The organism is Bradyrhizobium sp. USDA 4341 (genome assembly GCF_054063755.1).
On the sequence record NZ_JBSSGO010000002.1, the window covers coordinates 3591287 to 3615998 of the forward strand.

Annotated in this window: 20 protein-coding genes and 1 pseudogene; 11 read left to right on the top strand and 10 right to left on the bottom strand. The window is 62.8% G+C overall.

All coding sequences use genetic code 11. The features are described 5' to 3' along the window. Positions 1–65: 65 nt before the first annotated feature. Positions 66–704, bottom strand: coding sequence for a hydrolase (locus tag ACVIGB_RS23005; RefSeq protein ID WP_342713089.1), 639 nt, complete (start codon positions 702–704; stop codon positions 66–68). 358 nt (positions 705–1062) lie between these two features. Between ACVIGB_RS23005 and ACVIGB_RS23010 the strand changes: the two genes are divergently transcribed. Further along, positions 1063–1878 (top strand): alpha/beta fold hydrolase, encoded by an 816-nt coding sequence (locus ACVIGB_RS23010; RefSeq protein ID WP_456749214.1) that lies wholly within the window; start codon positions 1063–1065, stop codon positions 1876–1878. 14 nt (positions 1879–1892) lie between these two features. Then, positions 1893–2519 (top strand): hydrolase, encoded by a 627-nt coding sequence (locus ACVIGB_RS23015; protein WP_456720916.1) that lies wholly within the window; start codon positions 1893–1895, stop codon positions 2517–2519. Between the two features lie 17 nt (positions 2520–2536). On the opposite strand, the gene ACVIGB_RS23020 is transcribed toward ACVIGB_RS23015, so the two are convergent. Beyond that, positions 2537–3460 (bottom strand): helix-turn-helix domain-containing protein, encoded by a 924-nt coding sequence (locus ACVIGB_RS23020; protein WP_456720915.1) that lies wholly within the window; start codon positions 3458–3460, stop codon positions 2537–2539. Between the two features lie 189 nt (positions 3461–3649). Here ACVIGB_RS23020 and ACVIGB_RS23025 point away from each other — a divergent pair, with 189 nt between their 5' ends. Together ACVIGB_RS23025 and ACVIGB_RS23030 are read left to right on the top strand one after the other, a co-directional pair. Next, positions 3650–4081, top strand: coding sequence for a hypothetical protein (locus tag ACVIGB_RS23025; protein WP_456720914.1), 432 nt, complete (start codon positions 3650–3652; stop codon positions 4079–4081). Positions 4082–4172: 91 nt separating this feature from the next. Continuing rightward, positions 4173–7034 carry an ATP-binding protein gene (locus ACVIGB_RS23030; RefSeq protein ID WP_456720913.1) on the top strand — a complete coding sequence of 954 codons (2862 nt, stop codon included), beginning with the start codon at positions 4173–4175 and terminating at the stop codon, positions 7032–7034. On the opposite strand, the gene ACVIGB_RS23035 is transcribed toward ACVIGB_RS23030, so the two are convergent. After that, entirely contained in the window at positions 7031–7972 is a 942-nt protein-coding gene (locus tag ACVIGB_RS23035) for a ring-cleaving dioxygenase (RefSeq protein ID WP_456720912.1), read from the bottom strand. The genes ACVIGB_RS23030 and ACVIGB_RS23035 overlap by 4 nt on opposite strands. A gap of 441 nt (positions 7973–8413) precedes the next feature. Here ACVIGB_RS23035 and ACVIGB_RS23040 point away from each other — a divergent pair, with 441 nt between their 5' ends. From ACVIGB_RS23040 to ACVIGB_RS23055, 4 genes and pseudogenes are all read left to right on the top strand, one after another. Then, a complete protein-coding gene (locus ACVIGB_RS23040) occupies positions 8414–9283 on the top strand; it encodes an alpha/beta fold hydrolase (protein WP_456720911.1) in 870 nt (289 codons plus the stop codon). A 24-nt stretch (positions 9284–9307) separates the two neighbouring features. Beyond that, positions 9308–10315, top strand: coding sequence for an MBL fold metallo-hydrolase (locus ACVIGB_RS23045; protein WP_456720910.1), 1008 nt, complete (start codon positions 9308–9310; stop codon positions 10313–10315). A 45-nt stretch (positions 10316–10360) separates the two neighbouring features. Next, a complete protein-coding gene (locus tag ACVIGB_RS23050) occupies positions 10361–11485 on the top strand; it encodes an alkene reductase (RefSeq protein ID WP_456720909.1) in 1125 nt (374 codons plus the stop codon). Between the two features lie 97 nt (positions 11486–11582). Next, positions 11583–11702, top strand: a pseudogene (locus ACVIGB_RS23055) (integrase core domain-containing protein); the annotation flags it as partial. Between the two features lie 693 nt (positions 11703–12395). Here ACVIGB_RS23055 and ACVIGB_RS23060 read toward each other — a convergent pair. The 5 genes from ACVIGB_RS23060 to rpoH form a co-directional block, all read right to left on the bottom strand. After that, positions 12396–12674: a hypothetical protein gene (locus ACVIGB_RS23060; protein ID WP_456720908.1), complete on the bottom strand. Its 279-nt coding sequence runs from the start codon at positions 12672–12674 to the stop codon at positions 12396–12398. A 177-nt stretch (positions 12675–12851) separates the two neighbouring features. Further along, complete coding sequence (locus ACVIGB_RS23065; protein WP_456720907.1) at positions 12852–13094, bottom strand: hypothetical protein; 243 nt, start codon at positions 13092–13094, stop codon at positions 12852–12854. 165 nt (positions 13095–13259) lie between these two features. Beyond that, a complete protein-coding gene (locus ACVIGB_RS23070; RefSeq protein ID WP_456720906.1) occupies positions 13260–14525 on the bottom strand; it encodes an efflux RND transporter periplasmic adaptor subunit in 1266 nt (421 codons plus the stop codon). After that, positions 14522–17704, bottom strand: a complete 3183-nt coding sequence (locus tag ACVIGB_RS23075) for an efflux RND transporter permease subunit (RefSeq protein ID WP_456720905.1) — start codon at positions 17702–17704, stop codon at positions 14522–14524. The genes ACVIGB_RS23070 and ACVIGB_RS23075 overlap by 4 nt, the downstream gene beginning before the upstream one ends. Positions 17705–17920: 216 nt before the next feature. Next, complete coding sequence (gene rpoH / locus ACVIGB_RS23080; RefSeq protein WP_456720904.1) at positions 17921–18835, bottom strand: RNA polymerase sigma factor RpoH; 915 nt, start codon at positions 18833–18835, stop codon at positions 17921–17923. A 424-nt stretch (positions 18836–19259) separates the two neighbouring features. Between rpoH and ACVIGB_RS23085 the strand changes: the two genes are divergently transcribed. Both ACVIGB_RS23085 and ACVIGB_RS23090 read left to right on the top strand, forming a co-directional pair. Continuing rightward, positions 19260–19520: a DUF305 domain-containing protein gene (locus ACVIGB_RS23085; protein WP_456749215.1), complete on the top strand. Its 261-nt coding sequence runs from the start codon at positions 19260–19262 to the stop codon at positions 19518–19520. Positions 19521–19581: 61 nt separating this feature from the next. Next, on the top strand, positions 19582–20256 hold the full coding sequence (locus tag ACVIGB_RS23090) for a helix-turn-helix transcriptional regulator (RefSeq protein WP_456720902.1): 675 nt from the start codon (positions 19582–19584) through the stop codon (positions 20254–20256). Positions 20257–20376: 120 nt separating this feature from the next. On the opposite strand, the gene ACVIGB_RS23095 is transcribed toward ACVIGB_RS23090, so the two are convergent. Together ACVIGB_RS23095 and ACVIGB_RS23100 are read right to left on the bottom strand one after the other, a co-directional pair. Continuing rightward, complete coding sequence (locus ACVIGB_RS23095) at positions 20377–20769, bottom strand: thioesterase family protein (RefSeq protein ID WP_456720901.1); 393 nt, start codon at positions 20767–20769, stop codon at positions 20377–20379. Between the two features lie 9 nt (positions 20770–20778). Further along, positions 20779–23094, bottom strand: coding sequence for an FdhF/YdeP family oxidoreductase (locus ACVIGB_RS23100; RefSeq protein ID WP_456720900.1), 2316 nt, complete (start codon positions 23092–23094; stop codon positions 20779–20781). Between the two features lie 236 nt (positions 23095–23330). Between ACVIGB_RS23100 and ACVIGB_RS23105 the strand changes: the two genes are divergently transcribed. Then, positions 23331–24578, top strand: a complete 1248-nt coding sequence (locus tag ACVIGB_RS23105; protein ID WP_456720899.1) for an oxalate decarboxylase family bicupin — start codon at positions 23331–23333, stop codon at positions 24576–24578. Positions 24579–24712 lie beyond the last annotated feature (134 nt).

Sequence of the window (24712 nt, forward strand, 5' to 3'; positions counted from 1 at the left end):
GCGTTAGCCCCTTGCTTGAGCATGATCTATTCGGAAAACCGCTTCGCACTTTTCCGGATCATGCTTTAGCCAGCCTCCGACGCATGCTCGCCGAGCGCCCACTTCGAGAAGCGGATCTGGATGCCGTAAGGCGAATGCGCCTTCAGGATCTCCATCATGCCGTCGTAGGTCTCGGTGCGCGCCCAGTCCTGCTGCAACTCGAACGCGTACTGGCACGAGGTGATCGGAACCGCACCGGCCTGCACGAGGCGCTCCATCGAGCGGTTGTGGCACTCGATGGAGAGGTCGCCGCATGCATCCGCCGGGATGTAGACCTCATAGCCTTCCTTCAGCATGTCCAGCGCCGGGAACATCACGCAGGCCTCGGTCCAGAGGCCGCCGATCACGAACTTCTTGCGCCCCGTCGCGGCGACCGCTTTGCGAAAATTGGCATTGAGCCAGGAGTTCATCGAGGTGCGGTCGATGATGTCGTGATTGGGAAACAGCTCGGCGACCTCAGGCATGAACGGTCCGGAAAACGAATCTTTCGCCACCGTGGACAGCACGGTCGGAATCTTGAACAGCTTGGCGGCCTTCGCCAGGATCTGAACGTTGTTGAACACCACGAGGCGGTCGTGCGACTGGACGCCCTGGTACATCGCCGGCTGATAGTCGATGAGCGCAATAGCGCTGTTGTCTGGGGTCAGCATATCGAGTTTGGACATCGAGATTTCTCCTTGAATTGACGATTGCCGGCCGGAGCGAATGACATCCAGCGTCCGTACGGCTTCGAGTGTATGACCCGAGGTGGCGCCGCCGCTTGGACAGGTTGTTCGCTGCTTGGACGAAGTCGCGATGAAGGCTTGCGTGCGACAAAACTGCTCTTGGACAAAACTGCTCTTGGAGATGTCTCGCTCCGGGATCACGCCCTTCGGAGCTTGCAGACGGCGCGCTCGGCCGAGACCGCGAGGCCGTGCAAACAGCGCCGAGGCCGTCCAAGCCAAGGGGGCTTCCATCGATGAGTTTGGGGAGGATGGCCCGACGCATCTGTGCGCGGCCATCGCCACCACAAAGGAGCAACTGATGGCGCTGCTGAAATTACGGGACGGTACCGACCTCTACTTCAAGGACTGGGGCAGCGGAAAGCCAATCCTGTTCAGCCATGGCTGGCCGCTCAGCGCGGACATGTGGGACGCCCAGATGCTGTTCTTCGCCAGTCACGGCTTCCGTGCCGTGGCGTTCGATCGCCGCGGCTTTGGCCGGTCGGGCCAGCCCTGGGAAGGCTACGACTACGATACGTTCGCAGATGACATCGCCGAACTCATCAAGCATCTCGAGCTCACAGACGTCGCCCTGGTCGGCTTCTCGATGGGCGGCGGCGACATCGTGCGCTACGTCGCGCGTCACGGCTCCTCGCGGGTGTCGAAGCTGGCGCTGGTGAGCGCCGTGACTCCCCTGTTCGGCAAAACTGCGGACCATGACGGTGTCGAAAAGGCCGTCTTCGACGGCATCAAGGCCGGGCTCGCCAAGGACCGTCCGCAATTCCTTGATGACTTCAGTCCGCTTTTCTATGGGACCAACCACGGCACCAAGGTTTCCCAAGGCACATTCAAGCAGACGCTGCAGATCGGCTTGCAGGCCTCGATCAAGGCGACGATCGACTGCGTGACGGCGTTCTCCGAAACCGATTTCCGCCCGGATATGGCGAAGATCAACATTCCCACGTTGGTGGTCCACGGCGACGACGATCAGGTGGTCCCGCTTCAGTACACCGGAAAGCTCGCGGCCGAGATGATCAAGTCCGCCACGCTCAAGGTCTATCCCGGAGCTCCGCACGCGACTGCCACGACCCACGCGGACCAGCTCAACGCGGATCTGCTCGAATTCCTCAAGTCGTGACATTGGGTGATCACATGACCGACGCTCCCCTTCTCGAACCGAAAGACTGCGCGCTCCTGTTCGCCGACCAGCAGGCCGGGCTCGCCTTCGGCGTTAGCTCGATCGACCGGCAAGTCCTCCTCAACAACGTGGTCGCCCTGGCCAAGACCGCCACGGCGTTCAGCCTTCCGGTCATTGCTTCGCCCTCTGCGACGAAAGTCTACAGCGGTCCGCTGATGCCGGCGATCAGTGCGGCCTTGCCTGGCATCGTCCCGATCGAGCGGCGCAACATGAACGTCTGGGAAGACGACAACGCGCGCGGGAAGATTCTCGCAACTGGCCGGCGGCGTCTCATCGTATCGGGACTGCTGACCGAAGCGTGCGTCAGCTTCACCGTTCTATCGGCGTTGGCCGCCGGGCTCGAGGTCTACGTGGTCGGCGACGCCTGCGGAGGTCTCACCACGGTCGGCCATGACCTCGCGCTTCGCCGCATGGAAGCCGCAGGCGCACGGCCAACGTCGTGGATCCAGGTCCTTCTGGAATTGCAGCGAGACTGGACCCGCCGTGAGACCTATGATCACGCGAGAGCCATCGTCGAGGCCCATGGCGGCGGATACGGGATCGGCTTGTCCTACGCGCGTGACATGATCCATCCGACCTAAGTTTCGGCGGAAGCCCTTCAGCCTTCAGAACGAGCCCTGCGCCAGGCGCCGGGGCTCGTTCCCACGCTGCGCGAGAAGACCCGGGTGAAATAACTCTGGTCACCGAACCCGCAGATCAGCGCGATATCCGCCAACGGCAGCTTGGTGGTGGTCATCAGGCGCTTGGCCTCGTCGATCCGGAGCCGGGAGAGATATTCGTGGGGAGCGATGCCCGTGCTGCGCCGGAACGAGCGGGCAAAATGGCTCGGCGTCAGCCTGCACTCGGCCGCGACATCGGCGATCGTCAAACCGCTGGCGAGGCGGGCACGCATGATCTCCTTGGCACGCCGCTCCTGCCATGGCGCCAGTCCCCCCTCCTGAATGCCCTCGCGCTTGCTGAGATCACCGTAGGTCTGCGCGAAATGGGCGAGCAAGCTCAGTCCGAGTTGATCGACGAAGAGTTGATTGTTCGCGCTCTCCTCTTCGAGGGCGTTCAAGAGAACGTTCGAAAGCGTGGACAGATAGGGATCGCGCCGGTCACGGGTCCACTTCAGCGTGGAGATCGGCTTCGCGCTGTTCTCGTAGGCGAAGTCGTCAAGAGCGCGGCGCGGGATGTAGTACTGAAGCGCATCAAACGGGCCTCTAAACTCGCACTGCGGATTGTCGCGCAGGTCGATGACGCTTACGGTTCCCGCACCGAACGATCCGGAATACCTCTGGCGGCCGGCGAGCCAGCATGAGTGCCGGTCCAGATCGCCCAGTTGATGGAGGATGCTGAATGCAGGCTCCGACGGAATCGCGGCAGTCCGCTCACGAACAAAGCGGGTACATGTCAATCGCGTGATGGCAAGCGCGAGCTTGCCGTGGCGATTGATCTTGCGAACGCAATCGCCTTCCATTCCGAGGTGCGAGGTGAGTCGACGGCCGTAGAAGCCGTCTGATGAAGTATCGGTGTCGTCCATCGGAGCCCCGTCGAGATTCTGCACACCGCGCCGATGGTTATTCCCCGCCCCGTCGCATGGCCAGTAAATCGTTCCAAAAAACCGCAGCTGATGCGGTGTTGCCGTCAACCACATGGAATTTGCAAGGTTTTATTTGGCTGCGACCTTCCGCCGCGAGAGAGTTGCGTACATCGATGAGACGAGGATTTGATGAACGGCAATTTGGCTCAATTCGGTGAGGATCTGTGCCTTCATTTGGCTCGCCTGCAAGTGAGCCTTGGCAACATCAACGGACTGTTCGCGGGGGGCGCCGCTGCTCGTGACGCGGAATTCGCGAGCCGGACGCAAGAACTGCAGGCAGCCGTCAAGGAGTCCGCCGAACGCGCCGCAGCGCTTCGCGAGGCATTGCGCTCCGGCCTCGAACGCGACGCCACGCTCGCGCCCGAAACCCTGTCCAGATGGGTCAGCAAGCGGCAAACCGCGCAGCTGCACGCCCGTGCCGATCTGATCGAGCAGATGGCCACGGTCGCGGTGGAATTGGCGGCTCTGTCCACGGTCGAGGCCGAACGCCTCACCGTGACCGCGATCATGGCCCGCTGGCAGGCTATTGCCCTCCAGGTCGAGCGCGAAAAACAGCTATGACGTCCTCACTCGCGCGGATCCTTGAGGGGTGGACACCCTCCGGGCTGTGGCGTAGTGAGGTCCCTTGAGAAGGCCCATGGCTGACTAAAGGATGCCCGACCGCAACGATAGACCAGAGCGTACGTTTCTATTCGGACCGTTTCGCCTTTCCACCTCCAAACGAATCCTGCTCGAGGGCGACCGCGTCATTCGCCTCGGCGGCAAGGCGATCGAGATCCTGATCGCGCTCGTCGAGCGCGCGGGCGAACTGGTGAGTAAGCGCGAACTCGTCGAGATGGCCTGGCCTGACACATTCGTCGTTGAAGCGAACCTTACCGTCCAGGTGGCGGCGCTTCGCCGCGCGCTTGGCGAGGACGACAACGCCAACCAGTACATCGTCAACAGTCCCGGACGCGGGTATCGCTTCGTTGCGCCCATCAAGGTGCTCGAAGAGGAGCGCCCAGCCGTTGATCAGCCGGCGATGCAGGCGGCTCACAACCTGCCGGCGCAGCTGAACCGGCTGGTCGGACGCGCCGAAGCGCTTCGATCGATGAAGCAAAAACTGACCGACAGCCGCCTGCTGAGTATCGTCGGACCGCCGGGCGTCGGAAAGACGTCGGTCGCGCTTCGGCTCGCGGAAGCGATGTTGCCGCAGTTTCCGGACGGCGTGTGGCTGATTGACCTCGGCTCGATCACGGATGCCTCGTTGATTTCAAGCGTCATTGCGTCCGCTCTCCCGATCGACGCTCGTTCGAGCGACGTATTGTCCAGCATCGCGGCGGCGCTCCGTTACAAGAGTCTTCTCCTGGTTTTCGACAATTGCGAGCATCTGATCGACGGGGCGTCGGCCGCCATCGGTGAGCTGCTGCGCGGCGCCGGCGGCATCAAGGTGCTGACCACAAGCAGGGAGCCGCTGCGCGTCGATGGCGAACAGGTGTTCCGGCTCCCTCCACTCGACGTGCCTCCAGCGGGCCTGTCCCTCGGACCGAAGGACGCCTTGGGCTATCCGGCAGTTCAGTTGTTCGTCGAGCGGGCGGCAGCGGTCGTCAACGATTTCGAGCTTACCGATGCCAACACCGGCTTTGCCGCGCAGATCTGCCGCGAACTGGACGGCAATCCGCTCGCGATCGAGGTCGCGGCCGCGCGCGTCGACGCATTCGGCGTCAACGGACTGGCCGCCAGGATCGAGGACCGCGTGCACTTGCTCGCGGATGCGCGCCGCGGCACGCCGGCACGGCATCGCACGATCGCGGCGGCACTGGACTGGAGCTATCAGCTGCTGTGCGAGCGCGAGCGATACGTTCTCCGTTGCCTCGGCATTTTCGCCGGCAGCTTCACGCTCGAGGCCGCCGTCTCCGTGATTCCGGCAGCTGAGGGCGCCGACACCGCATCGATCCTCGCTGATCTGGTCTGCAAATCGCTGGTCTCGGTCGACATCGGCTCCGAGCGCACCCGATTTCGGCTGCTGGAGATCACCAAGGCGTTCGCGCTTGCCAAGCTGGTCGAGCAATCCGAGCGGAACGAACTTGCCGCCCGGCTAGCGGCCTGCGTCACCGAAATGCTCTGCAGATACGCCGACGGCCCGAAACAGGTGCAAACCCTCAGGGATGCGGTCCAGGAACTCGATAATGTGCGCGGAAGCCTGGACTGGGCGTTCTCGACGGACAGCCACGCGCAGGCGGGCGTTGCGCTCGCGGCCGCCGCCGTGCCCGTGTGGCTGGAGAATTCGCTACTGACGGAATGTATCGCATGGACGACCAGGGCGATCGACGCTCTCGATCCGGCGATCGAAAGCGAACGCAACGAGATGGTCCTGAAGGCAGCTCACGGGCTCGCCGTGATGTTCACCCAGGGCATGACGGGCCAGTCGCGCGACGCGCTGAACAGGGCAATCGAGCTTGCGGCACGCCTGGGCGACCGGCAATGGGAGCTGAGGGCTCGGCTGGGCCTCATCGTGTTCCAGCATCGGCGCGGCGACTTCAAGGGCGCGCTGGAAGGGACGCAGAGGATCGAGACGCTTGTGGCTGACGCCGACGAGCCGGCGGCGCTGGCGATGACGAAAAGCGCGAAGAGTGCGTCGCTCTTCTTCCGCGCCGAGTATGCGACGGCCCTGGAACTCGCACGCGAGGCCCACGAGTACTTCCGAACTCATAGCGACGTCTCGCAGATTGGCCGATGGGGACTGAACCACTCGGTCTATGCGCAATGCGTGATGGCGCGGGCCTATTGGAATCTGGGACGCTTCGATCGAACTGTTCGAGCGTGCCTGTCGGCGCATTCCGAAGCGGAAGAGACCGGCAATCCGACGTCGATCTGCCAGGCGCTCAGCTGGTGCGGGGTTTCGTTGTTCCTGAGCCTGGAGGACCTCGACAGGGCTGCTTGCGCGATACAGCGGTTCAGGCAGGTGGCTCAGGATAACGATATCCAAAGCTACGTGTTTTCGTCGATCGGCTTCGAAGGCAGGCTGCTCTTCCTGCGCGGCCAGATCGAGCCCGCCGAAAGATTGTTGCGAGAGGCGCTCTCGAAGCTGAGCGGCGCACAATACGAAAACGTATCGATCCCGTTTCTCGGTCGCCTGGCCGAGGTGCTGGCCGCTGACGATCGACCGGAAGAAGCACTGCTGGCGTCGGCGGAATGCCTGGAGCGAACCAAGGCTACGGAGGCGCTCTGGTTGCTGCCGGATTCGCTGAGAATCCACGGCGATGTGCTGGCTACATTGCAGGGTCCCGACTCGGAGCCGGCCGAAGCCCATTTGCGCGAGGCGCTCGAGGTTTCGGAACGGCAAGGCGCCCTTGGATGGGAGCTTAGGTCGGCCGAAAGTCTTGCAAGCTTCCTGCGTCAGCAGCGACGAAATAGCGAGGCTGCAGCGATGCTCGAGCGGACGCTGGGAAAATTCACCGAGGGTTTCGACGCCGTGCCGTTCCGGCGGACCAAGGCCTTGCTCGACGGGTTACACGACCGCAAGCCCGGCTAGCTCAGTGGGGGCAGGATGTTTTGCAGCTCCAGACGACGCTCCTCGAGAAAGCCAGGCAATCTAAGACCCTCCCCGAGCTGATCGCGCGGCTCGTCGACCGCGAAGCCGGGCCCATCGGTTGCGATCTCGAAAAGCACGCCGCATGGCGCCCGGAAGCCGATCGCAGTCAGATATGTTCGCTCAATCGGTTCGGTCACGGCGATGTCGTGCCGTATTTGAAGCTTCCGGATCATTTCGGATTGATCTTCAATATTGGCCGCTCGGAAAGCGACATGCCTGATCGTGCCGCCCCCGAGCCGGCCCCGCGACGACGCGCCAACCATCCGCAGCGTCAGCGTGCCTCCAGGACCGTCATGTGCGACGAACCGGATCGAATCATCCGCCTGCGAAACGCGCCTGAAACCCAGCACGTCCTGGAGGATATCGACCGTGGCGTCCTCCGCGCGGACGTTCAGGGTCACCTCGTTCAATCCCATGACCGCTCGAACGGCATCGCGGCGCCCGGCTTCGCGACGATCGTCCACCGCTTCCACCAGAGCAAGCGTGGTTCCGTCCGGATCGGCGAAGCAAAGCAGCGGCTCGCCAAATGGCGAATAATCGAACCGGCACGCGAGGTTCGCGGCCTTGAGCCGCTCCGACCACCATTCGAGCGATCCGGCCGGCACACGAAGGGCGGTCTGCACGACTTCGCCGACCCCAACCAATCCCTTTGCGACGCATCGCCATGCCAGGGTGCTCAGCACCGTTCCCGGGCTGCCGGCGTCGTCGCCATAGTAGAGATGGTAACTGCCCGGGTCATCGTAGCAGACCGTTTTCTTGACCCGTTTCAGACCGAGAACGCCGGCATAAAAACCAGCGGCGCGCTGCACGTCATCAATGATTGTCGTGACGTGATGAAGTCCACGAGATGGCGAGCACGATCTGTCTGGTTCGGCCACGATATGCGCTCACCGTTGCCTTGCTGAACAGTAGTAAAAAGAACCCGTCATAGCCGATATGCAATCCTCGATATGGCGATCCAAATCGCACACGAACGCAATTCGTCGTCCCTGCTCCCGCCATCGGCAGGCGCAGCTGTCTGATCGCTCATTGAGGCCGATACCGGTCGAAATGTCTTGGATTTTCGCCCGATCACGTGGCGGGCCAGACGGACTTGGGAGCCACAACCGGCAGCATCCTCACGTTCAACCTGGACGCAATCGTACAACCGCGCGCCAGGATGTGCAATCAGCGGGATTTGTTTTGGATCAACATCGGAACAAAATCGAGCCCGCCCAGCGAGCTCATGTGCACGCGCGCCGGCCGGGACATGCACGTCAAATTGAGCGCTGTCGCCTCGGCATCGCTCGCCGCCCACACCGGTCAGGGATCCGATCGCAATGGACGACGCAGGACACGATACGATCAGGGCCAACGGCATCCGCCAGCACTATCGCCACGCGGGCTCCGGTCCGCCGGTCATCCTGCTCCACGGTTTTCCCGAGACGAGCTACGCCTGGCGCTTCCAGATTCCCGAGCTTGCGCGGCGATATCGCGTGATAGCGCCCGACCTGCGCGGCTATGGCGACACCGACAAGCCTTCGACCGGCTACGATAAGAGGACGATGGCCAATGACATCGTCAAACTGGCGGAGGCTCTTGGCATCGACCGGTTCGCACTGGTTGGGCATGATCGCGGCGCGCGGGTTGCTACGCGCCTGGCGAAGGACCATCCCGCGCTGGTCGACAGGCTCGTCGTGATGGACAACGTGCCGACGCGGATCGTCGCGCGCGAGATGAATGCGCAGATCGCGCGGCAGTACTGGTTCTTCCTGTTTCACCAGGTGGCCGATCTGCCCGAGGCCCTGCTGGCGGGCCGCGAAGAGATCTGGCTGCGTCACTTCTTCTCCGATTGGTGTCACCATCCCCAGAGCATCTCCGATGAAGCAATCGCCGCCTATGTGAAGGCCTTTGCCGCCGAAGGCGGCGTCCGCGGAGCCCTGTCCGACTACCGGGCCGGCCCGGAGGACATCGCGCAGGACCTTGCAGATGCCGACAGCAAGATCGCCTGTCCGGTGCTCTCGATCTGGGGAGAGGACTTCGGTGCCGTCGGAAAGCTGTTCGACATGCAAGCGGTCTGGAGCGAGATGGCCGAGAACCTGCAGGTGGCACCGATCCAGCGCTGCGGCCATCTTCCGCATGAGGAGCAGCCCGAAACGGTGACCAAATTGCTGCTCGATTTTCTCGACGGTTGGACAACGGCCGGCTGATCGCGCACGACAATGGAGAGGATCATGACCCCGGCCCGCACGTTCATCGCGAGCGCAATCGCTTGCCTCCTGCTTGGACGGAGCTGCGAAGCGGCCGCTCCGCTGCAACACACACAAGCACCCGGCTTCTACCGGATCATGCTTGGCGAGCTTGAGATCACGGCGCTCCTCGATGGCACCCACCCCTTTCCCATTCATGAGGTGATGACCCGGAACGAGGCGGCCGCCGATGGGAGCCGCAAGGCCATCAGGCTTTCGGATGCCCATCCCGGCGAAGCCGAATCTCGTCTCGCTGCGGAGCGGCTTGCGGCCCCCGTGGAAGGTTCGATCAACGCCTTCCTGATCAACACCAGGAGCAAGCTCGTGCTGATCGACAGCGGCGCGGGCAGCCTGTACGGAGACTGCTGCGGCCATCTCATCGAAAACCTGATCGCTGCCGGCTACCGGCCCGAGCAGATCGACGAGGTCTATCTCACCCACCTCCATGCCGATCACGTCGGAGGTATAGCTCCGCATGGCAGGATAGCGTTCCCAAACGCCATCGTCAGGGTCAGCCAGAACGACCTCGACTACTGGCTCGATCCGAAGAGCGAGGACGAGGCACCAGCCTTCCTCAAGCCCATGTTTGAAGGCGATCGCGCCTCGTTGAAGCCCTACCTGGACTCTGGCCGCTTGCGGCCGTTCCAGCAGGGCGCAGAGCTGTCACCCGGGATTCGCGCGATCCCGACGTTCGGCCATACGCCGGGCCACACCTCCTACGAGGTGACGAGCGGCCCCCATCGGCTGCTGGTGTGGGGAGACCTCGTCCATGTCGCCCCGATCCAGTTTCCGGATCCCGCCGTGGCCGTGACCTATGACAGCGATCCGCTCGCGGCCGAGGCCAAACGCGTGGCAGCGTTCTCGGATGCCGCGCGAACCGACATGTGGATCGCCGCCGCCCACATTGCCTTCCCTGGCCTGGGACACGTCCGCGCTACGGGCGGCCGATTCGAATGGATCCCTGCGAATTACACGACGGTCCTGCGACGCTAGCTGCCGGCGCCGATCTTGCGAACAGCCCAACCGAAGGTGAACAACATGGCAGGTCTCTTTCGTCCCGCAGCGCTCGGCGACCTCAGTCTCCCCAACAGGATCGTCATGGCGCCGATGACGCGTTCGCGCGCCGACGAACATGGTGTCATCAATGGCTCCGCTGGCGAATATTACGCGGCGCGCGCTGGCGCCGGCCTGATTGTCAGTGAGGGTATCAATGTAGGACCGATGTCCAACGCCTTTGATCGAACGCCCGGCCTGTGGACCGACGCGCAGACTGAGGGCTGGAAAGCGGTCGTCGAGCGGATCCACAAGCAAGGGGGCCGGATTATCGCGCAGCTCTGGCATGCCGGCCGCGCGAGCGCGCGCGGTCTGCTATCCAACAGGCAACCACTGTCACCGTCAGGCGTGAATGACGATCTGGAACGGCTGCAGGTATGGGCGCTGCTTGCCAACGGCGCCTATGTGCGCGTCGCGGCCACGTCGTCGCGTGCGATGACCACCGCGGAGATTGAGGCCGTCGTGGACGAATTTCGACGGGCGGCGGCCAATGCCGTTCGCGCCGGGTTTGACGGTGTGGAGATTCACGGCGCCAACGGCTATCTGGTTCACCAGTTTCTCTCGCCGACGATCAATCTGCGAACTGATCAGTATGGCGGAAGCATCGAAGCGCGCGCCAGATTGCTTCTCGAAATTGTTGCGGCGATTTCCGACGTCGTGCCGCGATCGCGGATCGGACTGCGGCTGTCGCCCTTTGCCGATTACAACAGCGCGCGGGACCCGAAGCCGGAAGACACCTATGGACAGCTCGCGCTCTGGCTACAGACCGCGGGGCTCGCCTATCTGCACCTTGCGGACACCAACGCGTGGACCGGAGCGCCGGACTACGACCGAATGCTGGCGATATTCCGCGAGCACTATCGCGGGCCTCTCATCGTCAATGCCGGCATCACCCCCGAGCGTGCCGCCGACATCGTCAATTCCGGCGAGGCGGACGCAGTCGCGTTCGGCCGCCTCTTTCTCGCCAATCCGGACCTCCCGGCGCGGATACGAACTGGCGGCCCTTACAACTCGCCACAGCCGGTCGGGATCTATGGCGGGTCGGATGCGGGGTATCTCGATTATCCGAGCCTACCGTTCATTGACGAGGAAACTGCTCGAGCAGAATAGGAACTTCCGGGTGGCGGTCGGACCAAATGCGGTAAGTCCCGGCGCCAACACCGAGCGCTCGAAGCGAAGAAACTGCCATCGCAGCCTTCGAGAGGCTGTCGAGCGCATCAAGCCGGGCCACCCGCAGCAGAACGGCCGCCACGAGCGCATGCACCTCACCCTCAAAAAAGGAAACCACCGGCCGCCGGGGACCAGTAGCTTGCAGCAGCAGGAACGCTGACAGTGGCGAGTTACGTCGTTTCCCTGCTGATGGGTATTGTCGCGCGGCTGCATTTCGCGCTCGCTCCGGCATCAATCGGACAGACAGAGGATAGCCTCCGCCGCCTGTCTCCAACTGAAGGTCGCAACGGCAGCATCGAGCTCCGCGATGATGAACACCACAGACCTCAATGATGACCGCCATAATCCTGAACGCAGGATGAGGCAGGCTTTGCCCTCCGAGAGAAACATGCGCCAAGAGCCGCGTTGACGTCCTCCCGATCGAACGGGATGACGATACCCATCGGCTACCAACCGCAACTGCCCAAGGTCGGCGCAATCGATGTGACGTCTCCATCATCTGGCTCGAGCCAACCGGACAGAGACCACGCGATCGTCCAAGAGCCCGCTAGGTGCGGATCCCTGTCTCTATGGCTCCGCGCCTAGCGGCTGGCCACCGAACCTGGACGGATCGTCAAATCGAGGCGTATCGTCGTATTGCATCGATTGCCCGGACCGCATGTAAGCTTGCCCGGGGACGAACGATGTCTCGCCGCCATGGTGGCGAACGGTCAGATGATGGTCCGTACGACCGCGATGCGCTGCCGTGGCTCCGGCAGGACCAGCGAATGCGATCGTCAAGGCTACTACAGTGAAGATGCTACGCATCGACCTTACTCCGTTGAAAATCAATAATCACAGGAGTGGCTGTTCAGCAGCCACGACAGATCGATCCCTCGAGCATTTTTTCAAGTCGTGCATCTTCCTGATCGATTGCAGGGTTCGTGCCGAGCAGCGGTCCTTTCATCGGATGACCGCCAACGTCGGATGAGGGCAGCGCCGTGCCGAGCGAATTCGTCCCCGGCGACGCAGCGCTCGTTCCGAGCGCGCCGCCCGTTGACATGTGCGATCCCATGCTCCCCCGGGCCAAAGCAGCGGAGGCCGAAAAGACCAGGCAAGCGGCCAGACAGAGTAAAGTAAGAGGTTTCATGCTTCATGCTCCATCGGTTGAATGCTCCTGCTCTGGATCTAGGAAGCGCTCCTTGCTGAGCCGCACACGATTGCGAGAGCAGACCGTTAAAAATAATGTCAGACTCCAGCAGCCCTGCCGGGCGCGATCCTGACCATGCGGCATCGCATGGCCGCCGCGCCCTGCTCTTCCACGACCTCAGCAGATCTGCGGGTCATCGCCGTGGTCGCAGATTCCCCCGGGCTGATCGGTCGGCATCTCGGACATGTCGCCGTTCGCGGGACCCCAGCGAAGCCCATCGGAGGAATGAGCGATGGGAGACCCGCTCGCATGGGCGGTCTCGGCGCCCCGCCCCGCTACGCCATAGTACTCGTGGGCACTGACCGGACCCGCCAAAATCGCGGCAACGATGAATCCCGCTGAAAGCACTTTGATCGTCATCAGACTTCTCCTTCGTGGACGACTGGCCAAGGATGTTGGCTCTACAGGAGAAGTGCGGATTGATACGACGGACCTAAACGCAACCCTGCTCACGGTCGCTCAACGTGCTGTGACTCTCATGCAGCATGGCATTCATCCAAGCGGCGACCATCGCCTCGGCTCGATCTAGCTCGTCTGCGGCTTGCGAACGGTGACCCGGCTGCCCTCGGCCAGGTTCAGCATCGGGCTGAGAATGACTTGGTCGCCGGGCTGGACGCCGTCGTGCACCTCGACCTCGGTGCCGAAGTCGCGCGCGATCGAAATCTTGCGCAGATCGACGCGGCCGTCGCGAACGACCGCAACGTGCAGTCCGTTTTCATCGAACACCACCGCATCGGCCGGCACGATCATCGACGGTGTCCGGCGCGGAATGAACAGTTCGACGGTACAATAGGTGCCGGGCTGTAGCGCGCCGTCCGGATTGGGAACGTCGATCTCCGTCAACAACGTACGGCTGCCCGGCTGCAGTGCCGTCGCGATCCGGGTCACCTTACCTGAAAACGCCCGATCAGGCATTTCAGGGACACGCACCACGGCTTGGACCCCCGGCTCCACTCCGAACGCCTCGTCCTGTGGCACGAACACCTGCGTGCGGATCACGTTGGCGTGCATCAGGGTAAACATGAAGGTCGATCCGGACTGCACGAGACTGCCGTTGTCGATCGCGCGCTGTGTGATCACGCCGTCGAACGGCGCCACCACGCGCTGATAGGCCTTCTGCTGCTCCAGCACCCTGATCTGAGCCTCCTGCGCGGCGATGTTGGATTGCGCTGCCCCCTCCGCCGCCTGCTGTGCACGAAGCGTTAGACGATCATTGTCGCCCTGCTGCGCGGTCAGCCATCCCTGCTTGACCAGATTGCTGTCGCGGGCGTTCGTCACTTCCGCCAGTTCGCGGCTCGCCTGGGTCTGGTGCAAAGTCCCCTGGCTCTGCGCCAGCGTTGCTCGCGCCTCCGCGATCTGATGATCGATCTCTGGGGCAACGATCTCGGCCAGCAGCGCTCCCGCCTTGACGTGATCGCCGATGTCGACGTAGCGTTTTTCGATGTAACCACTCGTCCGGGCGAAAATGTTGGCGGCTTCGAACGCCGCAGTGGTGGCCGGCAAGGTGACGCGCATCTTGCTGTCGCTTGCCCGCACGGTCGCCACCCGCACCTCAGGCGCCATGCTGCGCGCCTGTTGGGCCGTCGCAGCGACCTGGCGCTCCGCCTCGTAGTGGCGCCAGCCGCCGGTCCCAAGTCCGGCCACCAGCAACAGCAGCGCGGTAGCGCCGAACACCGGCGCGCCGCACCGGCGTGGCGGCTCGCCCTCCGTCCGCAGCAGCGGCTTGCTGGAGCCGGTTTCACGTTCAGGCGCCAACGGGATATCCTGGGGCTCGATGCCGATCTCTGTCATTGCTGCGGTTCCTCGAATACGCCGTGGTGCGGCTTTCCGTCATTTCCCTTGCGCAGCACGGCAAACAGATAAGGCACGATGAGCAACGTCGTCGGCGTCGCGAACAGCAAGCCGCCGATCACGGCCCGCGCAAGCGCCGCATTCTGCTCCTCTCCGGCGCCGCCAATGGCCATCGGGATCATGCCGACGATCATCGCGGCAGCCGTCATCAGCACCGGACGAATACGGGTATGACCAGCACTTAACGCAGCTTCAAAGGCCGTGTGCCCCTTCAGCTGCTGCTCGCGGGCAAATGTCACGAGCAAGATGGAGTTTGCCGAAGCAACACCGACCGACATGATCGCGCCCATCAGGGATGGCACGTTCAGGGTCGTTCCGGTGACGAACAGCATGGTCACGATGCCGCAGAGCGTCGCCGGCAACGCCAGGATCACCACGAACGGATCGCCGAAGCTCTGGTAGTTCACGACCATCAGCAGGTAGACAAACACGGCCGCGAACAAGAGACCGATCCCCAGATCCCGGAACGAGTCGTTCATGCTCTGGATCTGACCGACAACCTGAATCGAGTTGCCCGGCTTCAGGTCCTTTTTCAGCTCGTCCGTCACCTTGCCGATGTCGGCGGCGATGCTGCCGAGGTCGCGGCCCTGCACGCTGGCGTAGATGTCAAACACGGGCTGGATGTTGCTCTGATTGCTGTTGGTCGGCACCGTGTCCCGCTTGAACGTCGCGACGTTGCTGAGCATGCCGGGCACGGTCTGTCCGCTGGCGGCGAGCGCGGTGGACACTGGCGTGTTGGCCAATGCATTCAGCGAATTGACCTTGTATTCCGGCGTCTGTACCGCGAGGTAATACGGAATGCCCGAGCTGGGGTCGGTCCAGAAGTTGGGGGAGACCTGTACCGACGAGCTGAGGCTGACATTGATGTTGGTTGCAACCGTACTTGCATTCAGGCCGAGCTGGGCTGCGCGGGTCCGATCGATGTCCGCAAAGAAATCCGGGCCGTCGACTTCCTGCTGGAGATGGGCATCGACGATTCCTGGAATGGCGCTGAGCCGCTTCTGAAGCTCCTTGGCCACCGCCAGATTGTTGGTTCCGTAGCCGACGGTCCGGACGTCGATCTGCGCCGGCAAGCCGAAATTCAGGATTTGCGTGACGATATCGGCCGCCTGGAAGTAGAAGATGTCCTCGGGGAATGCTTGCGGAAGCACCTGACGCAGCTTCCTGACGTAGTCGGCGGTCGGCTTGTGACCTCCCTTGAGCGAGACCAGGATCACGCCGTCATTGATGCCGATCGTCGAGCCGTCCGCAAACGCCAGGTTATAGGCCCGCGCCGGCAGCCCGATATTGTCGACGATGAGCGATCGTTCCGTCTCCGGGATGACCTCGCGGACCTTGTCTTCGACCTTCTGAAAGATCGCCTCCGTGCTTTCGATCCGCGTTCCCGCCGGAGCTCGAACGTGAAGCTGGATCTGTCCGCCATCGATCAACGGGAAGAAGTCCCGGCCTACCAGGCTCAGCATTGTCGCGCCGAGGCCGAGGATCAGCAGCGCGACGATCGGGACGATCGCCCGGCGCCGCAGCAGTAGGGCCAACAGCCCCGCATAACCCCCACGCAGCCGATCGAAGCCGCGCTCGAACGCCGCGGACATCCGCGCGAATACGCTCGTCGGCCTGCCTTCGTGATCATGCCGGCGTTCGCCTTTCAGCAGCAGGCCGATGGTAATGGGAGTCAGGGTCCTGGAAAGCCCGTACGACGCAAGCATCGCGAACACGACGGCAAGCCCGAGCGGCGTGAACAGGTATTTGGCGGGCCCCTCAAGGAACACCACCGAGGTGAACACGCAGCTGATCGCGAGTGTCGACACCAGCGTCGGCACGGCGATCTCGGCCGCGCCATGCAACGTGGCGTCCGCGAGCGACATCCCCTCCTCGGTCCACAGCCGGTGCGTATTCTCGATCGTCACGGTCGAGTCGTCGACCAGGATGCCGACCGCCAGCGCGAGACCGCCGAGCGTCATGGTGTTCAGCGTCTCGCCGAGGAAATAGAGCACGACGAGCGACGACAGGATCGCCAGCGGGATGGAAATCATGACCACCAACGTCGACCGCCACGATCCAAGGAACAGTAGGATCATCATCCCGGTCAGTCCCGCGGCGATCGCGCCCTCGCGCAGGACACCGTTCACCGAGTTCGTCACGAAGACCGACTGATCGAACAGTTCGGTGATCTTGAGCCCCGCCGGGGCCGAGGCGCGAACCGCCGCCAGCGCCTTCTTGACGCCGTTGACCACGGCGAGCGTCGAGGCGTTTCCGTTCTTGATGATGCTGAGCAAGACCGAACGACGGCCGTCCTCGCGGACGATGTTCTGCTGCACGAGCGACCCGTCCCGGACCTGCGCCACGTCCCTGAGCAGAATGGTTGCACCATTGGAGAACTTGACCGGTATCCTGTTGAGATCGTCGATCGATGCCGGGGTGGCGTTGGTGCGGACCGTGTACTGGATATCGCCCATCTTCGCGGTCCCGGAGGGGAGCGTCAGATTCTGCGTGTTGACCGCGTTGACGATGTCGAGCGGCGTCAGCCCCCGGGCCAGCAGCTTGTCGGGATCGATATCGACCATGATCTGTCGATACTTGCCGCCGGCGGGCGTCGGCAGGGTGACGCCGGGCACCGGCGCGAGCTGCTGGCGGACACGGTAGATGCCGAAATCATAGAGCTGCTGCTCGTTCAGGCTGTCGGACTTCAGGCTCAATTGAAGCACCGGAACGCTGGACGCATTGAACTGCACGACGATCGGCGGCTGAATGCCCGGCGGCATCAGCGAACGAATTGAGTTCGTGGCGGAGACGATCTGCGCGATCGCCAGGTCGAGGTTGACGTCAGGCTGGAAGTAGATCTTCTGGACCGACAGACCGTTGAGGGTCTGCACCTCCATATTCTTGATGCCGCTCACATTGGCGCTGATCGAGTATTGGCTATAGGTGCTGACGCGCTGCTCCATCTCCGGCGTGGAGAGGCCGGTGTATTGCCAAATCACGGTCACAACCGGAATGCGAATCTCCGGAAAGATATCGGTCGGCATGGACCAGAGCGCCGCGCCACCAAGGAAGAGAATCAGGGCCGCAACAACGTAGAAGGTGTGCGGAAATCGCAGCGCAAATCGAACAATTCCCATTCCTGGATCCCTGCCGACACTCGGTTGCGCAGAACCCACACGACATGCAACCGTGCGCCGTCCTGCTCAACTAAAAACGAATTCAGAACTTTCGAGCAGCATGACGAAGCCGTTATTCGTCTTGCCGCGTTTACCCGTCGAGCGGCCGTGATTGACGCCACTCGCTCGTTCAAGAACGGGTGAGCATGATGCGCGCGAGTGCGCCTTCGCACCGCGCTACGCGTGCAGCTCCGTCGGGGGATGCTCCTTCGCGGCCGAAATCGTGGCCCGCTTGACCTTGGTGAACGCACTCGTCTCGATCTGTCGCACCCGTTCGCTCGAAATCGACAACTCGATCCCCAGTTCCTCCAGCGTCAACGGCTGCTCAGCGAGCCGCCTCGCCTCGAACACGCGTCGCTCACGCTCGGTCAAAACATCGAGAGCGGCATGAAGCGCTTTCGATCGCCGTGCCGCCTCGTCATACTCGGCAACGATTGCCTCGGAGTCCGGCGTCTCGTCGACGAGCATCGCTTCCCATTCCGTCGAACTGTCTTCGTCGCCGAAGCGAACATTCAACGACAGGTCGCCGTTCAGCCGCTTGTCCATTTCGACCACGTCACGCGCGGTCACATCGAGCTTGTCCGCGATGGTCTGGGCCGCTTCCGGCGTGAGCGTGGCGCCCTCGTTTGCCAGCGCCCGCATCTCCCCTCGAAGCCGGAAAAACAGCTTCTTCTGGGCAGCGGTGGTGCCGATCTTGACCAGGGACCAGGACCGCAGGATGTAGTCATGAATGGTGGCCTTCATCCACCACAGCGCATAGCTCGAAAAGCGCGCGCCGCGTCCCGGCTCGAAACGTGCCGCAGCGATCACCAAGCCGAGGTTCGCTTCCGCGATCACGTCAGCCATCGGAAGGCCGTATCCCTTGTACCGCCGCGCCACCTTTGCGGCGAGGCGAAGATGGCTCGTGATCAGCTCATCCGTTGCACTCCGATCGCGGCGCTCCTGCCAGCGTCGTGCGAGCTGTTGCTCTCGACCAGGCTCCAGCAGGTCAAATCGCCTGATCGCGGCGGAATAGCTGCTGAAGAAGTCCGCTCCTGGAGGGGTCGATCCGACGATGCCCCTGACGGTGACCGCTGCGCTCTGGCTCTGCATCTACTGCTCCCACATTTGAGGCCGGCCCCAAGACTGTAGGTTCGGGCACGGTCGGGAGCCCACTAAATAGGAATTAAGAAATCTGAATTCTCTTTTAGACGACGTCAGCGCGCGTCAGCCGTTCTCGAGATTCCTAAATCCGTATTTAATTGAGCGCGCCTCCCCTCTTTGCCAGGTTAGAAACAGCGGGTGCGCAACCTGCGCACGATGCCGATCCCATTTGCCAACACTTCCGGAGTTCGAAGTGTCCCTGTTCTCACGCGGGTTTATGCGCAGGCGCGCGATTTCGCTGACGACGAGCCTCTCGGTCATGGCGACGCAATTCGCCCTGGCGCACGATCCGAGCGCGCGGCCGCATGCCCGAACGAGGAGCGCGGCCAACGAGCGACAGCTTCTGTTAGACAACGATGTTGCGCTCAGCAAAATGAGCCGAGGCCCGCTGATCAAGCCGAGCCGAGACGTCGATCGCGATTTCGCCGGCATCATGATTTCACACCCCCAGGGGGCGATCGACATGGCGCGCACCGATCTCAAGTACGGTCCCGACGACGCACTCAGGCAACTCGCGGCACGGATCGTGGCGCAGCGGGAGCAGGAGATGTCGGTGGAACGCAGCGCGCCAGGCGCTGCCGCGGGTTCGAGCTCGCCCAACGACGATCGCGTCGCTCCCACTCGATCCGACTGACGCATTGCTCGCGGCGTGAATCCTCGTCCCGAAAATGCGCTGTGCCTTGGGAGAAGCCCTGATGTCCACTGAGACGTGCAAGCTGCAAGAGAAACCTTCCTGTTCCCGTTCGACCGACACCGACGCTGCGAGCGAAGCTGCGGCCATCGGGAGCTGGCCCCAGCAACCGCAGGAGCCGCGTTTCAGGGATCCGGACGGCATCCGCCCGTTCCCTCAAGCGCTCAGGCTTACCGTTCACGTTGGCGATAGCCAGCTGGTCGAAACCCGTCAGTTGACGATCGCGCCACGGCAGCTTGACTTGCGATCCTCAAGCCGGTGCTCGCTCGTGTCGGGCGCCGTCGAATCAAACCGCCGGCGCACTCGGTCGTTGCAAAAGTGGCGGCTCAAGCGGGTCGGCAACTACATCGATTGCCACATGTCATCGCGGATCACGTTGCTCGATCTGGCCGCCGTCGCAGGACTGAGTCGGATGCACTTCGCCTCCCAGTTTCGGGCGGCAACGGGTCTGCGGCCGCACGAATTTCTGTTGCGCGAGCGCATTCGGAGGGCCGAGGCGCTGATGCAGGATCCCGCGATGACCTTGCTGGAGATCGCGCTGGCAGTTGGTTTCCAGACGCAAGCCCACTTCACGACAGTGTTCAAGCGGTTCTCGGGATGCACGCCACGGCACTGGCGCATGATTCATCAAGTACCGGTGCAAATTCGTCCGGCACCGGAGGTCGTCGACCGCTTCTGAACGTCGCCTATCGCGCTTGCATTGCGGATCGCCCGGGCGGGAGATGACGAAGTACCACCAACGATCGGATCGCGCTCCTCCGTCAGCGCCGCAGCCGGATTGAGGTCGACTCCTGCGCGATTAGGCCGCTCCCCTACCAACGCCAAACCGCCGCTCGAACTCCTGCAAGAGGACGATGCCCCGACGGTGGGTGCCGTCTCCGATCCTTGTCCGTTCGTTCCAGGCCTCCACCTGAAACATCACGCTCTTCGCTTCGACATCGACGACGCGAGCGAGCGCACGCACCTTGCCACCGATCGGCGTCGCCGCGAGGTGCCGGACATAGCCCGGCGGCAGCGCGGCGCCGATCGCCAGACGAACATCATCGGCGTCGCATAGACCTGCGGCATACCCTGGACCAAATGCCCGACCGTCATTTCGGGGGTCACCACAATCGATAATTCGGCCGTCATGCCCACGGCTAGATTCTTGCTGGACAGCATGTTCCTCATTCCGTTGATAGCAGGCGCTCACCTGGCGCGCTTATAGGTGCCCGGCAGCAGATGGCACGTCACTCACGGCGTGGCGTTCGATCCTGACCGGGACGCCCTTGGACGATGGCGTGTAGCTGATGGGATCGTGTGCGTAGAGCGGCACGAGCGGGTTTGTCTCGGGATAGTAGGCAGCACAGCAGCCGTTTGAAAACGAGTATCCGACCACGCGGAGGTTGCGCACCCGCCGCTCGATGCCGTCCGTCGATACCGTCACCAGATCGACCCTATCGCCCTCGTCCAGGCCACGCTTCTCCATCTCGTGCTGGTTCAGGAACACGATGTCGCGCTGGCCGTACACGCCGCGATAGCGGTCGGATAGCGAGTAGAGCGTCGTATTGTACTGATCATGGCTGCGGATCGTGCTCAGCCAGAGTGTCTCGGGGTGATCGTCGTTCGGGTCTTCGCCGAGCCCGTCAAACACCAGGAAATTGGCCTTCCCGGTTGCCGTGGCCCAGATGCGCTCGCGCGCGCTCGGATTAAGGTGGAAGCCGCCCGGCACGCGAATGCGCGCGTTGTAGGCCCGGAAGATCGGGATCACGTCCTCGATGGCATCGCGGATGCGATTGTAATCCGTGACGAAGCCCTCCCAATCGACAACCGAACGCTGCCCCAGGGTCGCACGCGCCATGCCGGCGACGATCGCGGGCTCGCTCAGCAGATGCTCGGAAGCCGGTTGATTGCGTCCCGCGGAGGCATGAACCATCGACATCGAATCCTCCACGGTGATCGATTGTCGCCCGCTCGACTGCACATCCACTTCGGTCCGACCAAGGCAGGGCAGGACCAAGGCGTCGCGCCCATGGACCAGGTGACTACGGTTCAGCTTGGTCGAGACCTGCACCGTGAGATCGAGGTTGCGGATGGCCTGTTGCGTCAGTTGCCAGTCGGGGATCGCCGCGGCGAAGTTGCCGCCCATCGCGATGAACACCTTCACCTCGCCGCGGATCATGGCCTCAAGTGCCGTGACGACGTTGTGGCCGTGCGCGCGGGGCGGTCTGAAGCCGAAACGGGCCTCAAGACGATCAAGAAAGTCATGCGTCGGTGTTTCGGTGATGCCGACGGTGCGGTCTCCCTGAACGTTGGAATGGCCACGGACCGGACAGAGGCCTGCGCCCTCGCGCCCGATATGGCCGCGCAGCAGAGCGAGATTGGCCAGTTGCTGCACGTTCTGTGCACCGCGCCGGTGCTGGGTAATCCCCATGCCGTAGACAATGATGGCGCGTTCGGCGCGCATGTAGACATGCGCGGCGTGCTCGATATCTTCGCGACGGAGCCCCGAGCACTGTTCGATGTCGCACCATTGCGTCGCCTTGAGGTCTGCCGCGAGCGCATCCAGGCCGACCGTGTGGGCTTGGATGAACTCCCAGTCCAGAATCGCCTGCTCCCCATTCGCCCGTGCCGTGCCGTCTTCCTCAAGCAGAACCTTCATGATGCCCTTGATGACCGCGACGTCGCCGCCGACGCGCACCTGATAGAGCTGCGAGCTGATTCGGGTTGAGCCGAGCGTCGCCATTTCAACCGGGCTCTGAGGGGCCTGAAACCGCTCGAGTGCGCGTTCGCGAAACGGGTTGAAGGAGATGATCGATGCGCCGCGCCGCGAGGCGTCGCGCAGATTGGTCATCATGCGCGGGCTGTTGGTGCCTGGATTCTGGCCGAAGATGAAAATGCAATCTGCCTTGTCGAAATCCTCCAGCACGACCGTGCCCTTGCCGACACCGATCGATTGCGGCAGGCCGACGCTGGTGGCCTCGTGGCACATGTTGGAGCAATCGGGAAAGTTGTTGGTGCCGTATTCCCGCACGAATAGCTGATAGAGGAAGGCGGCCTCGTTCGAGGTCCTCCCGGAGGTGTAGAACTCCGCCATGTTCGGATCCGGGAGCACCTTGAGATGGCGGCCGACGATCGAGAAGGCCTTACTCCAGCTGACCGGAAGGTAGCGGTCGGTGGCAGCGTCATAGGCCATCGGATGCGTGAGGCGGCCGACCATTTCGAGCTGATAGTCGGTCCAGCCGGACAATTCGGTCACGGTGCGATCGGCGAAGAACTCCGGCGTGCAGCGCTTGGCGGTTGCCTCCCATGCCACTGCCTTGGCGCCGTTCTCGCAAAATTCGAACGACGACGTATGTTTCGGATCCGGCCAGGCACAGCCCGGACAGTCGAAGCCTTCGGGCTGGTTCATGCACCCGAGCGTCACGGCTCCCTTCACAGGGATGCCTTGCTCGATCAGGCGCGCACTGAGCGCCTTGAGGGCGCCCCACCCTCCCGCCGGATGATGATAGGGGCGAATTGCTTTCCGTTCTGACATCGCGAGTACTTCTGTGGATACCGATGTCGGATCAGGTATGTCTCTGTTCGGAAGGTTCTTTCGAAAATGCCGGATCGCGCCGCTCGAAGAGCCTGTCTCGCGGCCTGCAAAACGCCGTAGTGCATTCTGGAAAACCCATCGTCCTTTCAGGATTGGTCCGTTCCGGCGCCCTCCTAACTTGAAGGGAGGAAGCCGCTGCCGGCAAACCCGCGAATGATTGCTTTGGAGGCATGATCATGATTTCGAGACGAAACCTTCTGGCCGCATCGGCGATCGGCGCTGCGATGACCGTGTCCACGGCCAAGGCCAATTCCTTCGGCAATCCCGACGAGCCGGCGGAGGGAGCGATCAATGCAAGGGGTCCCGGAAATCTGAGCGATCCGGGCCCACAGAACAAGGCACTGGGCGATCAGTTTCCGTCGGCGCAATCTGCGCCCGCCACCGATGTCGGCGGCATGCCCGAGACCTGGGCCTCGTTCAACAACGCACCGAAGCGGATCCAGAACGGTGGATGGGCGCGTCAGGTCACGGTCGACGACTTTGCGATCTCGAAGGAGATTTCCGGCGTCAACATGCGGCTGACGGCCGGCGGCATCCGCGAACTGCACTGGCACCAGGCGGCCGAGTGGGCGATCATGACCTACGGCACGTGCCGCGTCACGGTTCTGGACGCAGAAGGTCGTCCCTACGTCGCCGACGTCAAGGAAGGCGATCTCTGGTACTTTCCGGCCGGCGCGCCGCATTCGTTGCAGGGCCTCGGTCCGGACGGCTGCGAATTCGTTATCTGCTTCGACGACGGCCACGCCGACGAATTCAACACTCTGCTCGTCACCGACTGGTTCGCCCACACCCCGCCGGAGGTGCTGGCCAAGAATTTCGGAGTTCCAGCGGAGGCCTTCGCCAGGATACCGCTGCACAATCTGTGGATCTTCCAGGGCTCCGTACCTGGCGATCTGGCCGCCGATCGTGCAGCCGTGCAGCATGACGCCCCCGTCGCAACGCACCCCTTCATCTTCCCGCTCGGATCATCCCGTCCGGTCAAGTCGTCCGACACGGGAAGCATCCAGGTCGCCGATAGCCTGAACTTCAAGGCGTCCACCACCGTCGCAGCCGCGTTGGTCACGGTTCGTCCCGGTGGCGTGCGCGAGATGCACTGGCACCCGAATGCCGACGAGTGGCAATATTACCTCAAAGGCAAGGGGCGCATGACCGTGTTCGATACCGGTCCGAAGGCGATGACAATGGATTTCAATGCCGGGGACATCGGCTATGTCAGGCGCAATCTCGGACACTATGTCGAGAACACCGGCGACACCGACCTCGTGTTCATCGGCGTTTTCCGCTCCTCGCGTTACGAGGAGGTCTCCCTCTCCAACTGGCTGACGCATACGCCGCCGAAGCTCGTGGCTCAGCATCTCAATGTCGACGAGGCTACGATCGCCAGATGGCCGCAGAACGCACCCGGCGTGATGCCGAAGGCTTGAACCAGGGCGTCCTGATCGGTGTTGCAGCCGAACAGCCCGCGGGCAACTCGCCCGCGGCTCGACACGTACTCAGAGGATCGATGGCAAGCATCGCCAGATCACCTCGATGCCGAACGACCTCACAGTCTGCTTCT

What these genes read in the sequence shown, in the direction of transcription:
- ACVIGB_RS23085 (WP_456749215.1), top strand. Translation starts at nt 19,260, where the DNA reads ATGAGCCGAGGCCCGCTGATCAAGCCGAGCCGAGACGTCGATCGCGAT.
- ACVIGB_RS23045 (WP_456720910.1), top strand. Translation starts at nt 9,308, where the DNA reads ATGACCCCGGCCCGCACGTTCATCGCGAGCGCAATCGCTTGCCTCCTG.
- rpoH (WP_456720904.1), bottom strand. Translation starts at nt 18,835, where the DNA reads ATGCAGAGCCAGAGCGCAGCGGTCACCGTCAGGGGCATCGTCGGATCG.
- ACVIGB_RS23010 (WP_456749214.1), top strand. Translation starts at nt 1,063, where the DNA reads ATGGCGCTGCTGAAATTACGGGACGGTACCGACCTCTACTTCAAGGAC.
- ACVIGB_RS23100 (WP_456720900.1), bottom strand. Translation starts at nt 23,094, where the DNA reads ATGTCAGAACGGAAAGCAATTCGCCCCTATCATCATCCGGCGGGAGGG.
- ACVIGB_RS23070 (WP_456720906.1), bottom strand. Translation starts at nt 14,525, where the DNA reads ATGACAGAGATCGGCATCGAGCCCCAGGATATCCCGTTGGCGCCTGAA.
- ACVIGB_RS23075 (WP_456720905.1), bottom strand. Translation starts at nt 17,704, where the DNA reads ATGGGAATTGTTCGATTTGCGCTGCGATTTCCGCACACCTTCTACGTT.
- ACVIGB_RS23060 (WP_456720908.1), bottom strand. Translation starts at nt 12,674, where the DNA reads ATGAAACCTCTTACTTTACTCTGTCTGGCCGCTTGCCTGGTCTTTTCG.
- ACVIGB_RS23065 (WP_456720907.1), bottom strand. Translation starts at nt 13,094, where the DNA reads ATGACGATCAAAGTGCTTTCAGCGGGATTCATCGTTGCCGCGATTTTG.
- ACVIGB_RS23005 (WP_342713089.1), bottom strand. Translation starts at nt 704, where the DNA reads ATGTCCAAACTCGATATGCTGACCCCAGACAACAGCGCTATTGCGCTC.
- ACVIGB_RS23040 (WP_456720911.1), top strand. Translation starts at nt 8,414, where the DNA reads ATGGACGACGCAGGACACGATACGATCAGGGCCAACGGCATCCGCCAG.
- ACVIGB_RS23015 (WP_456720916.1), top strand. Translation starts at nt 1,893, where the DNA reads ATGACCGACGCTCCCCTTCTCGAACCGAAAGACTGCGCGCTCCTGTTC.
- ACVIGB_RS23020 (WP_456720915.1), bottom strand. Translation starts at nt 3,460, where the DNA reads ATGGACGACACCGATACTTCATCAGACGGCTTCTACGGCCGTCGACTC.
- ACVIGB_RS23050 (WP_456720909.1), top strand. Translation starts at nt 10,361, where the DNA reads ATGGCAGGTCTCTTTCGTCCCGCAGCGCTCGGCGACCTCAGTCTCCCC.
- ACVIGB_RS23105 (WP_456720899.1), top strand. Translation starts at nt 23,331, where the DNA reads ATGATTTCGAGACGAAACCTTCTGGCCGCATCGGCGATCGGCGCTGCG.
- ACVIGB_RS23025 (WP_456720914.1), top strand. Translation starts at nt 3,650, where the DNA reads ATGAACGGCAATTTGGCTCAATTCGGTGAGGATCTGTGCCTTCATTTG.
- ACVIGB_RS23090 (WP_456720902.1), top strand. Translation starts at nt 19,582, where the DNA reads ATGTCCACTGAGACGTGCAAGCTGCAAGAGAAACCTTCCTGTTCCCGT.
- ACVIGB_RS23030 (WP_456720913.1), top strand. Translation starts at nt 4,173, where the DNA reads ATGCCCGACCGCAACGATAGACCAGAGCGTACGTTTCTATTCGGACCG.